This is a genomic window from Streptomyces sp. NPDC048419 (genome assembly GCF_043200415.1).
GTDB lineage: Bacteria > Actinomycetota > Actinomycetes > Streptomycetales > Streptomycetaceae > Streptomyces.
In genome coordinates, this window is the sequence record NZ_JBICXT010000008.1 from 39,605 (window position 1) to 51,104 (window position 11,500).

The window sequence follows — 11,500 nt, forward strand, 5'->3', positions numbered from 1 at the left end:
CAGCGCCTGTTCGGCCCGGTGGAAGCTCACCGAGCCACATCGCCGGTGAGGTCCGTGGCGGCCCGCCTTGAACCGTGGGCCGTGCTGCTACGGGCACCATCGTGCTTGCGTGCCCTGACCGGGGAACAGCTCACCAACCGCTCACCTGTGACCGGTTCGGGAGGTCAATGCGCGCTGTCCGGGCCGTCCTCCGCACCGAGGCCGTCGAGCTGCCGCTCCACCTGGTCGGCTTCCTCGTCGCGTCCTTGTTGCCGGAACAGGTCCCGGGCTTCCTGCCACACCGCGAGGGCCTGGTCGTGGTGGCCCAGGGCGGCGTGCGCGTGGCCGAGCCGCTCGAGGGTTTCGGTGGTCTCGTAGGTGTTGTCGAGGTCGCGGTACAGGCTCATGGCCTGGCGGTAGTGCTGGACGGCGTCGTGGTGGTGGCCGCTGTGGTGGTCGATGTAGCCGAGGCTGTCCAGGGTCTGCGCCTGGCCGTTCACGTCCTGGTGGAGCCGGTAGAGGGCGAGGGCGGCCTGGCAGTGCTCGCGGGCGGAGTCGTACTCGCCGAGGCGCGCGGCGTACCAGCCCACGGCGTTGAGCGCGTTGCCTTCCCGGATCGGCTGATCGAGGCCGCGGTACAGGTCGAGTGCGAGTCTGGCGTGCTCCAGCGCCCGCCGGCCGTCCGGCCAGATGGACGCGAGCGTGTAGTGCGCGTGGGCCTGGAGCGCGCGGTCGTTCTGCTGCTCGCTCAGGGCGAGTGCCTGGTTCAGGGCTTCGATGGCTTCCTCATGATGTCCGAGCACCACGTGGGCGCGGCCGAGGAGCCGGTAACTGAGGATCTGGGCGTCAGGGTCGGGCAGTCGGCTCGCTGCGTCGACCGCGATCCGCCACACGGCGAGCTGATCATGACGGTGTCCGCGCCGGTAGTGGAAGTCGTTCAGCGTCCAGGCCAGTTGCCAGGCCGTGCGGTGCAAGGCGTGTGCGACGGCGGTGCACTGAGCGGCGAGCAGGTTCTGATGCTCGGAGGCGAACCACTCCATCGCCGCAGGGATGTCCGGCAGGTTCTGCGGGTGGCAGGCAGGCGCCGGCGGGGCGAGCTCGATGGACTCGCGGTGGGTGTCCAGAAGACGGGCGCCGGCGCTGGCCGTGTGCGTGTAGAAGTCGAGCACCCGTTGCAGGGCGGCCCGCCGAGTGTCGTCGGTCAGGTTGTGGGCGGTGGAGGCGTAACGGCGGATCAGGTCGTGCATGCGGTAGCGGCCGGCGGCGTCCTGGCCGATGAGCGAAGCTTGTTCCAGCCTGCGCAGCAGCGCCCTGGTCCGGCTTCGGCCGCGGCCGGTGAGGCTGGCGGCCGCGGCGGAACCGATGTCGGGGCCGGGCGCGATCGCGAGCAGCCCGAACACCTCGGCTTCTTCGTCGGTCAAAGCATGGTGGGACAGCGAGAGCACCGCGGGCAGGCTCGCGGCGGGGTCGGCGTCGTCGAGGACGTCGAGTGCGCCGTCGCGCAGTTCGTCGGCGAGATCGGCCAAGGGCAGATGCGGGTGGGTGTGGGCGCGGCTGGCGATGATGCTCAGCGCCAGCGGGAACCCGCCGCACAGCCTGACGAGTTCGTCCGCCGCCGCGGCTTCGGCGTCGATGCGTGCGGGACCGAGCCGGGCGACGAGCAGTCCGCGGGCCTCGGTGTCGGTGAGCCTGTCGACGGACAGGTGGTGGGCGCCGTGGCCGGTGATCAGACCCGGCAGCCGGTTGCGGCTGGTGACGGCCACGGTGCAGGTGTCGCCGCCCGGCAGCAGGGAGGCGACCTGAGCGGTGTCGACAGCGTTGTCGAGGACCAGCAGCATTCGCTTGTCCGCGACCAGGCTGCGGAACAGGGCCGCCTGCGCGTGCGGGGCGACCGGGATACGGCCGGGCTCGACACCCAGCGCGTCGAGGAATCCGCGCACCGCCACGGCCGGGTCCATCGGATCGCTGTCGGGGCTGAATCCCCTCAGGTCCACGAAGAGTTGCCCGTCCGGGAACCGGTCGGCGTTGCGGTGGGCCCAGTGCAACGCCAGCCACGACTTGCCGACCCCGCCGGCGCCGGCGATCGCGGAGATGACGACTGTGCTCGCGGCGCCCGAACCGGAGCGCAACGCGGCGTCCAGCCGGTCGAGTTCATGGTGGCGGCCAACGAACGGCGCGGGTGGAGCGGGCAGTTGGCGAGGGACCGGTGCCGCCGAAGGCGCGGCCGCGCCAGTCGCCGCAGCCAGCAGTCCATCCAGCTCGGTCGGTCCCAGGTCGAGAGCGGCAGCCAGCCGGCGCACCGACGCAAGCTGCGGGTTGCGCCGTTTGCCGGTCTCCATGCCGCGGATCGTGCTGACCGAAACACCGGAACGCTCGGCCAGGGCTTCCTGGGTCAGCCCCGCACGTAACCGAAACCGCCGGATCGCCGCGGCGTAGACATCTTCCACAGGATCTTCCTACCAGGACGTTCGACCGTAGGTGAGCTGTTCGGCGTGAGCGGGAGGGACACTGAATACCGGAGGAGGCATGATGCCCAGTCAGAGCACAAGGGGGATCTCATGAACGCGCGCCTGCAGCGGATACACGATCACGGACAGCGTGTTGTCCTCGAGCGCGACGAAACAAGCGAGATTGTCGTCAAGTTCCTTGTCCTGGCCGGCCTGCTGTACCTCGTGGTGCGCATCTTCGATTGGGGAACTTGGATCGCATTTGCCGCAGCCAGCGTTTACCTGCTCTGGGAAATCAGCCGTATCAACAGCGCACTGGGCAAACTCACCCAGCACCGAACCCACGATTGACACCATCTGCATGGTTTCAGATGAAACGATATCGAATGAGCGGACGGCTGTAAGCTGGGCACATGGCTGCCGACGTCCCCGACCCCGCCACCTCCCCGCGCGCGACCGACCGCCCCGGGGACGAGTCGCCTTTCGCGCTCGGCCTGCTGCTGCGCCGGGCGCACTGGCGCGCCGCCGCGGTGATGAGTGAGGCCCTCCGACCGCTCGGCATCGAATTGCGGCACTTCGCCGTGCTGATCGTGCTGGTCAACCAAGGACCCACGGTGCAGCGGGACCTGGCGGAGGCGACCGGCACCGACAAGGCGGGAATCATGCGGGTCGTGGACGACCTGGAACGCAAGGGGCTGGCCGTACGCAAGGCGGTTCCGGGAGACCGACGGGCACGGGCGGTGGAGATCACGCCCAAGGGGCTCGAGCTCTACGATGCCGCGCATGCGGCGGCCGAACCGCTGGCGGGAAGCCTGGTCGGCGAACTGAGCCCCGGCGAGGCGGAGTCGCTGACGAATCTACTGACCCGGTTCGCCCATCCCACGGACGACAAGGCGTAGACACACCTGCGCACCGGCCGCCTCTCACACGGGGCGCCCGGCCGGCACGCGCGGGGGAGCGCCACGCAACGTTCCGCTCCCCGGCGCCGCACGACTCCCCGTCCTGCACCCCGGCAGTTACGCGGCGAAACGCCCCGCGAGTTCCTTGGCCTTGGCGGTCGCATCCTCGAAGGCACGCGCGCGGGAGGCCTCGTAGAGCGGCACCAGTTGAGCCATGGCCGGGTTGCGCAGGGCCATGGTGAGTTCAGGGACGATGAAGTCGACGTCCAGCCCCAGGGTGCGCACGAGGACGGCCTCCAGATAGTTCTGCACGTACTCGAAGCCCTCACGCGGGGTGCCGGGCGCGTACGAGCCGCCTCGGCTGGCGACCACGATCGTCGGAGTGCCCTGGGCGGAGGGCTCCTCGCCCGCCGTGCGGCCCAGCAGCAGCACGTTGTCCAGCCAGGCCTTCAGGGTCGAGGGGATGGAGAAGTTGTACATGGGCGCGCCGATGAGGACGGCGTCCGCCTGCTCCAGCTCCTCCATGAGCCGTACGCGCGCGGCGAACGCGGCGGCCTGCTGCGGAGTGCGTTCGGACGGTTCGGCGTAGCCGGCCGACCAGGCGTCGGCGGTGATGTGCGGGACGGGGTCGGCGGCCAGGTCGCGGTAGAGCACCGTGCCCTCGGAGTGCTGCTCCTCCCAGGCCGCGCGGAAGGCGGCCGTGACCGACCTGGACGAGGAAGCCTCGCCCGGAAATACCGACGAGTCGATGTGCAGCAGTGTGGCCATGGCCGTTCTCCCAAGTGCAGTGCCCGAGGCGGAAGCCGGGGGCTGAGGTTTCGTTCTCCGCATCAGTTAAGCACGAGAAGGTATCACGTGATACTATCTCGGCTGTGACGGAGACGAGTGCGTCGAGCACAGTGAAGGTGAGTGATCTTGGACGTCTATGAGGCGGTCACCAGCCGCCGGGCCGTGCGAGGGTTCAGCGACCGGCCGGTCCCGACAGAGACCCTGGAGCGCGTCATGTCCGCCGCGGTCTGGTCGCCGTCCGGATCGAACATCCAGCCGTGGCAGGCCTACGTGGTGACCGGCGAGGCGCTCGCCGAGGTCAAGAAGCGCGCCGGGGAGCGCCTGGCCGCGGGTGACCCGTGGGACGAGGCCGAATACGAGCAGTACCCGCCCGTACTCAAGTCCCCCTACCGCGAACGCCGATCCGCCTTCGGCGAGCAGCGCTACGGCGCTCTCGGCATTCCGCGCGAGGATCTGGAGGCTCGCCAGCGGGCCGCCTCCGCCAACTGGGACTGCTTCGGCGCGCCCGCCGCGCTGTTCTGCTACATCGACCGTGACATGGGCATGCCCCAGTGGGCGGACGTCGGCATGTACCTGCAGAGCGTGATGCTCCTGCTGCGCGCCGAGGGCTTGCACAGCTGCCCCCAGATGGCATGGGCGAAGTTTCACGGCAGCGTCGCGGGTGTCCTGTCACCCCCGGACGAGCTCATGCTCTTCTGCGGCATGTCGATCGGATTCGAGGACACCACGGTCGACCCCGCCCGCACAGGCAGGGCGCCGCTCCAGGAGACGGTCACGTTCCTCGACCGTTGCTGACGCAGCCCGTCACCCGACGGGTCAGGACGGCCGCTCCTTGCCGCGCCACCCAGCGGTTCCTGTGCCATATTGCGCAAAAAACGACGAAAGGCATGTCATGAAGATCGCAGTCATCGGCGGTACCGGACTCATCGGATCGCAGGTCGTCAAGAACCTCAACGCCGCCGGGCACCAGGCGGTACCCCACGCGAAGTCCACCGGCATCGACGTCATCAGCGGCGAGGGGCTGGACACGGCGGTCGCTGGAGCCGACGTCGTCGTCAACCTGACCAACTCCCCCACCTTCGACGAAGCCTCCCCGGCCTTCTTCCAGACCTCGATGGACAACCTGCTGACCGCCGCCCACAAGGCCGGCGTCGGACACTTCGTCATCCTTTCCATCGTCGGCGCGGAAAAGGTGCCGGCGCTGGACTACTACCAGGCCAAGGTCCTCCAGGAGAAGCTGCTCATGGGCGGACCGGTCCCCTATTCGATCGTGCGGGCCACCCAGTTCATGGAGTTCATGGACGCCGTCCTGTCCTGGACCGCCGACGGCGACACCGTCCGGCTGCCCGCCACACCGATTCAGCCCATCGCCGCCAAGGACGTGGCGGACGCGGTGGCACAGGTCGCCGCCGGGGCCCCGCTCAACGGCATCCGCAACATCGCCGGCCCCGAGATCTTCACGCTGGACGAGCTGGGCCGCATCACCCTGTCCCACAAGGGCGACAACCGCACGGTCGTCACCGACCCCACCGCCGGCATGTTCGCCGCCGTCAGCGGCGACGTCCTCACCGACAAGGACGCCCACCTCGCGCCCACCCGGTACACCGACTGGCTTTCCTGACCTCGGTCATGCCAAGGCCCATTGCGGGCGTCCGGCGGGTCCGACCGTGTGGTGCGAACCGGCCGGACCCGCCAGTCGCGCAGTCGGCGTACGTTCGACGTCGACTGCGCCGTATGGGCTACCAGCCGACAGCCACCAGCAGCCACTGCGGACCGGCATGCGAGATGAACGACGACTGCCCCGCCACATCGTCGTACGGGAACCCGTAGGCGAGTTGGTTGATGGCGTTGTCGTGCCAGAACTTGGCGTAGTAGTTCGCCGGTGCCGCCTTGTAGAACTGGGCCGGGTCGGACTGCTGCGAGGACGGCAGCGTGGCGACGTGACGGTTGAGGGCCGCGCACATGTCGGGGTTGCCCGCCAGGGAGGCGGCGCAGCCGAAGATGTCGGAGGTGGCCGCGTTCACGCCGACGGACTGGGCGTACGCGGTGAAGTAGTTCGCGTTGGCGCCGCCCGCGCGGAAGCTCGGGTCGCTGCCGGGCGCGATGATCCGGTACGGCGCCTGCGTCTGGGCCAGCACCTTGAACTGGTCCGGAACGGCCGCGGTGAAGCGCTGGAAGGTGGTGGCGCGGTCCTCGGCGAAGGTCTGCCGGTTCTCGCCGACCTCGACGTCGTAGCCGTCCTTGGAGTGCAGGCGCATGGCCAGCTTCAGGCCGAAGGCGTCGACCCGGGTGGTGTTGCCGTTGAAGACGTTGTTGCCGACCGTGAACTCGATGAAGTCGTAGTAGGGACCGTTCGGTGAGCCCAGGTAGAAGTACATGCGGCCCGCGGAGTTGGCTGGCATGTCGAGGTAGGGCTGCTCGGCGATGGAGTGCGTCTGGCCGTTGAAGGTCCAGTACACCTGGCTGTCGGGGTACTTGCCGTTGGTGCGGTTGAGGATCTTCACTTCGACGGCGTTGCTCGCCGGGGGGATGTCGCCGGTGCTGCCCCAGAAGTCGTCCGGCGGGGTCGTGGTGCCGCCGGGGCCGTAGACCTGGAACTCCCACAGGGAGTAACCGTACGGCGTGGCCCGCGCGGTGCCGTAGAGACGGACGTAGCGGCCGCTGCCGGAGATGGTCAGGTTCTGGGTTCCGCCGATGGCGGTGGTCGTGGAGTAGACGGTGGTCCAGGCGTTGGCGTCGGTGGAGGTCTGGATCTGGAAGGCGGTCGCATAGGCGGCCTCCCAGTTGAGCGTGACGCGGCTGAGCTGCTGGACGGACCCGAGGTCGACCCGTATCCACTGCGGGTCGGCGAAGGCCGAGGACCAGCGGGTGCCGGTGTTGCCGTCAACTGCCGCGCTCGCGGGGAAGGTTCCGTTCTCGGTCGAGGAAGCGGTGGCGGGCCTGCCCTGGGACAGCAACGTGTCGGCCGCGTGCGCGGGAGACGGCGCCAGGGCCGCGAAGAAGGCGGCGATCAGGACGACGACCAGGCCGAGGGCCGCACGTGAGCGTGCGACGCCGGCCGGTGGTCTGCGGGTGGGTGGGGCGCTGACGGAACTCTGCATGCGAGGTCTCCTCAAGCCGGTTCGGCGTGCGTGGGGGTGGAGCAACAGCAGACGAGAGAGCGCTCTCTGGGGTTGTAGTCCCGCCGGCGTCCGGCGTCAACAACTGAAGCCGAAACCAAACGGGTTGCGTCCTGTTCCTACATCCTTTGACGCATCCGGTACGGACCTGCCCGCGCCGTCACGCCGACTCGCGCACCACGAGTTCCGGGTCGAAGACGACCGACGTCGCGTCCGTGCGTGCACCGTGGATGTGCTCGTCGAGGAGGCGGGCCATCTCCGCCGCCATCTCCTCGACCGGCTGGCGCACGGTGGTGAGCCGGGGGTGGCAGGTGACGGCGATGCTGGAGTCGTCGAAGCCGACGACCGCGACGTCCTCGGGCACCCGCCGGCCGCGCTCGCGCAGTACCTGGCAGGCGCCCTGGGCCATGAGGTCGTTCGCCGCGAACACACCGTCCGTGTCGGGGTGGCGCTCCAGCAGGTCCGCCATGGCCGCGACGCCGCTGTCGAGCGTGAAGCCGCCCTCGGCGACCGGGACGTAGGGGTGGCCGTGGCGGGCGAGCGTGTCGCGGAAGCCGGCCAGGCGCTCCTGGCTCGCCGCGACGCCCAAGGGGCCGCAGACGGTGGCGAGTCGGCGGCACCCCCGGGCGAGCAGGTGCTCGGCGGCCAGGCGCGCTCCGTCCCGGTGGGCCAGGTCGACGTAGCTGAGCGGGACCGGACGCGAGGGCCGGGCGAAGAGCACCGCGGGGAGCCGGGCGTCGGCGAGGAGGGCGGGCAGCGGGTCGTCGGCATGGGTGGACACGACGAGGGCTCCGTCGGCTCGTCCCTGCCGCAGGTAGGTCAGCACCTCTTCCCGGGCCTCGGCGGACTCGGCGAACATCAGCACCGGGTGCATGGAGCGTGGGCGCAGGAAGCCGACGATGCCGCCGACCACGCGTCCGAAGAAGGGGTCCGCGAACACCCTTGTGGCGAAGGCGTTCTGCCCGGCGTCGGTGGTGTCACCCGCGCCGGACACCACCAGGGCGACGGTCTCGGCCCGCCGGGTCACCAGGGAACGGGCGGCCCGGTTGGGCGCGTAGCCCGTCCGCTCGATGGCGCGGCGGACCAGTTCCTGTATCTCCGGATCCACGTTGCGGATGCCGTTGACGACCCGGGACACGGTCGCCCGGGAGACACCGGCCTCCCGGGCGACGTCCTCAAGCGTCGGGGCCCGTCTGCGCATGCAGGCACCCTAACGGACCTGCGGATCACGCAGTAGAGCGCTCTCCGGCGGCGGAGCGGTCGTCATGCGCGTCAGGAGTAGACGCCGAACTCGTACAGCGAATACCCCCAACCGGTCCCCCGCGCCGTGCCGTTGACCCGCACGTAGCGGCCTGATCCGGTGACGTCGAAGTCGTCGATGCCGCCGTTGCCGTCGGAGACGGTGTGCGCGGTCTGCCAGTTCTGGCCGTCGTCGGAGGTCTGGATGGTGTACGCCTTCGCGTACGAGGCCTCCCAGAACAGCTGGACGTGCCGGAACGTGGTGCGGGTGCCGAGGTCGACCTGGAGCCACTGGGGGTCGCTCCAGTCACTGGCCCAGCGGGTCGCGGGATTTCCGTCGACCGCGTTGGCGGCGGTGCAGGGGCAATCGCCGTAACTCGCCTGGTAGGACGAGGCGGTGGCGGGTTTGCCCCGTGCCAGGTTCGTGCCGGACGGCACGGGTGGGACGACGCGGATCGAGCGGGACTCGACGCCGACGTTGCCCCGGCCGTCGGCCGCCTTGACGTAGACCTTCCAGACGCCCGGGCGGTCGGGTGCGGTGACCTTCAGACGGCCGCCGCCGAGGTCGGTGAAGGGCTGCGTGTTCAGGTTCTTGCTCTGGTCGATGTACATGCTGTTGTCGAGTATCTCGTACGAGATCCGGTCGCCGTCGGGGTCGTTGGCCTTGACGTCCAGGACGAGGTCACGTCCCGCCTGCACCTTGCCCGCGTCGCCCTCCACGCTCAGGCCGGAGATGACGGGCGGGGTGTTGTCGTGCGCGGTGTCGCCGCCGTAGGCCTTCTTCACGGCGTAGTAGGACAGGCGTTTCTGGCCCGCGGGCAGCAGGTTGAACCAGATGCCGCCGAAGTCGTACTCGGTGCCGTAGTGGAACATCGTGGCGCCGAGCGCGACGCCCTTGTGGCCGGTGACGCAGCCCCACGCGCGCGTGTAGCCGTCGGCCTTGGCCTGGTCGGAGGGTTCGAGCGGTACGCCGTCGGCGTCGTCGGGAACCTCCCACTCGCCGGCCGGGCCGGTCTCGGTCACGATGTACGGCTTGGTGTAACCGCCCTTCTCCCAGGCGGACTTGATGTCGCAGACCGCGTTGTAGGAATTCACCGCGTACAGGTCGAGATCCGGCGCGTTCTTCTTGTAGTACGGCCAGGCCCCGACCCAGGCGTCGGTGGAGGTGACCGGGTGGTCGGGGTCGACGGCGTGGATCTTCTTGGTGATGTCGTTCACCAGGGTGGTGTAGGCGTCGCGCTGCCTCTCCAACTCGTCGCCGCTGTAGCAGTTCTGCAGGCCGAGGACCGACTCGTTGCCGACGTCCCACATGAGCACGCCGGGGTTGTCCTTGTACGTCTGGACCCACTTGGGGAACTCGTCGAGCATTTGGTTCTTGTACGCGGTGTCGGTCACGTAGTTGACGCAGCCGCCGCTGCCGGGACCGCCGCCGGGCTGGAGCCAGAAGCCGGCGACGACCTTGATGCCGTGCGCGGCCGCGGAGTCGAACAGCGGCTTGCTGGTGGCGTCGGTGCCCCAGGTGCGGATCGTGTTGACGCCCATGGACTGCAGGTCCGGCATGTACTTCTCGGCGTCCGCGACGCTCGGGCCCCAGGTCAGGCCCTTCATCTGGTACGGACGCCCGTCCACCGTCAGCTGCCAGGAGCCCTGACTGCCGGTGACCTTGACGACGCTGCCGGCCGCGTGCGCCTGGACGGCCGGCAGGGCGATGAGGGCGCCGGCGGCCAGCACACCGGCAGTGAGGGGTGCCGCGACGCGGCGAGTGCGGGTGCGGGTAGCGGGTCGTGGGGTCATCGCTGCTGCTCCTCAGGGGAGTTCATAGTTCTCGTCCAGTGCCGCGCCCGCCTCGGGGTGGGTCTCGTCGTAGCCGCGCGCGTCGCACTGCAGCCCGCCGACGATGCAGTGGTCGACCAGCGCCTTGAGCGTGGGGTCGTCCCAGGCGTTGAAGAAGTCGTAGTGGAAGCTGTGGCCCGTGCCGCTGGCGAGCCGCACCTTCGACATGTCGCCGTGGACGGGGAAGGCCATCTTGAACTCGATCATCGGCAGCGCGACCGGGTGGTCGGCCGGGCAGATGTTGTCGTTCGTGCCGGGCTTGACCACGGGGTAGGCCATGTGGCTCTTGTGGTCGGGGGTGTCGAGGTACTTGCCGTCCCAGCAACTGGGCGCCTGGAAGCGGATGTTGAGCTGGACGTCGGCGCGGTCGGGGCAGGTCGCGGGGAACTCGGTGTTGAAGTAGCTGTCCCCGCACTCCCAGCCCTCGACGAAGCCGGGGTGGTGGCGGAACTCGTCGGCGCTCTGCATCGGACTGCCGACGACGAACCGCAGCCCCTTGGGGAACGGCCGGACGCTGGTGTAGTCGGTGACGCCCGCCTTGTAGTAGATGACCTGCGGGCCCACGGGCAGGATCTGCCGGTCGCCGTTGTAGAGGGTGGGCATCCAGTAGCCGGACAGGTCGCCGGGTGCCTTGCAGGTGGTGCCGCCGGCCGCCAGCGAGGCCGTCGTGCTGTAGGCGTCGGTCGACGTGTTGCCCATGAACGTGTGGTCGTGGGATTTGCCGGGCTGCTGCGGATAGACGATGGGGTCGTCCGGCCTGGTGTGGGTGACCGAGCAGTTGGCCTGGAACTCGTGGAAGTAGCGGTGGGGCGGGTCCTGCGTGGACGGGGTCACGCCGGTCACCGGCGGGACGGCGGGGACGTAGCCGTCGCCGTCCGGGTCCTCCGGAGAGTTGGCGACGGACGCCGCCATCGTGTGACCGGAGTGGGTGGCCGCGAACGCCCGCGCCGCGGAGCTGTGCGGGGTGGGCGGCCCGGCGCTGAGGGCGACGCCGCCCAGGCCGATCGAGGTCAGCAGGAGCGCGCCGGTGATCAGCGACGCTGACAGGCCTTTCGATCTCCGTGACATGGAGACCTCCTCCTGAACGGTGGGGGTGTGAGAGGCCGCGCCCGGCCGCGGCATGACAAGGCGTCAGGTGAGGCCACGTCATGAGGTGCCGGGGGAGCGTGGGAGAGCGCTCTCCCGCCGAGGAGTG

The 11,500-nt window shown here is 69.5% G+C and carries 10 protein-coding genes; 4 read left to right on the plus strand and 6 right to left on the minus strand.

Features of this window, described 5'->3' with window-relative positions; all coding sequences use genetic code 11:
- Window positions 1-164: 164 nt before the first annotated feature.
- On the minus strand, window positions 165-2,426 hold the full coding sequence (locus ACGFYN_RS18545; protein WP_393866884.1) for an ATP-binding protein: 2,262 nt from the start codon (window positions 2,424-2,426) through the stop codon (window positions 165-167).
- 111 nt (window positions 2,427-2,537) lie between these two features.
- Between ACGFYN_RS18545 and ACGFYN_RS18550 the strand changes: the two genes are divergently transcribed.
- On the plus strand, window positions 2,538-2,777 hold the full coding sequence (locus ACGFYN_RS18550; protein WP_393866885.1) for a hypothetical protein: 240 nt from the start codon (window positions 2,538-2,540) through the stop codon (window positions 2,775-2,777).
- Between the two features lie 62 nt (window positions 2,778-2,839).
- Window positions 2,840-3,325: a MarR family winged helix-turn-helix transcriptional regulator gene (locus ACGFYN_RS18555; protein WP_393866886.1), complete on the plus strand. Its 486-nt coding sequence runs from the start codon at window positions 2,840-2,842 to the stop codon at window positions 3,323-3,325.
- A 117-nt stretch (window positions 3,326-3,442) separates the two neighbouring features.
- Here ACGFYN_RS18555 and ACGFYN_RS18560 read toward each other — a convergent pair whose 3' ends face one another.
- Complete coding sequence (locus tag ACGFYN_RS18560; RefSeq protein ID WP_393866887.1) at window positions 3,443-4,093, minus strand: FMN-dependent NADH-azoreductase; 651 nt, start codon at window positions 4,091-4,093, stop codon at window positions 3,443-3,445.
- Window positions 4,094-4,240: 147 nt separating this feature from the next.
- Here ACGFYN_RS18560 and ACGFYN_RS18565 point away from each other — a divergent pair, with 147 nt between their 5' ends.
- Together ACGFYN_RS18565 and ACGFYN_RS18570 are read left to right on the plus strand one after the other, a co-directional pair.
- Entirely contained in the window at window positions 4,241-4,909 is a 669-nt protein-coding gene (locus ACGFYN_RS18565) for a nitroreductase (RefSeq protein ID WP_393866888.1), read from the plus strand.
- A gap of 97 nt (window positions 4,910-5,006) precedes the next feature.
- The gene (locus ACGFYN_RS18570; protein WP_393866889.1) at window positions 5,007-5,735 is read left to right on the plus strand and encodes an SDR family oxidoreductase; all 729 of its coding nucleotides are present in this window, start codon (window positions 5,007-5,009) and stop codon (window positions 5,733-5,735) included.
- A gap of 118 nt (window positions 5,736-5,853) precedes the next feature.
- Here the strand turns inward: ACGFYN_RS18570 and ACGFYN_RS18575 are convergent, their stop codons facing one another.
- From ACGFYN_RS18575 to ACGFYN_RS18590, 4 genes are all read right to left on the minus strand, one after another.
- Window positions 5,854-7,215 carry a beta-1,3-glucanase family protein gene (locus ACGFYN_RS18575; RefSeq protein WP_393866890.1) on the minus strand — a complete coding sequence of 454 codons (1,362 nt, stop codon included), beginning with the start codon at window positions 7,213-7,215 and terminating at the stop codon, window positions 5,854-5,856.
- 178 nt (window positions 7,216-7,393) lie between these two features.
- Window positions 7,394-8,434: a LacI family DNA-binding transcriptional regulator gene (locus tag ACGFYN_RS18580; RefSeq protein ID WP_393866891.1), complete on the minus strand. Its 1,041-nt coding sequence runs from the start codon at window positions 8,432-8,434 to the stop codon at window positions 7,394-7,396.
- Window positions 8,435-8,505: 71 nt separating this feature from the next.
- On the minus strand, window positions 8,506-10,266 hold the full coding sequence (locus tag ACGFYN_RS18585) for a discoidin domain-containing protein (protein WP_393866892.1): 1,761 nt from the start codon (window positions 10,264-10,266) through the stop codon (window positions 8,506-8,508).
- A 12-nt stretch (window positions 10,267-10,278) separates the two neighbouring features.
- Window positions 10,279-11,373 (minus strand): DUF1996 domain-containing protein, encoded by a 1,095-nt coding sequence (locus tag ACGFYN_RS18590; protein WP_393866893.1) that lies wholly within the window; start codon window positions 11,371-11,373, stop codon window positions 10,279-10,281.
- Window positions 11,374-11,500: the final 127 nt, after the last annotated feature.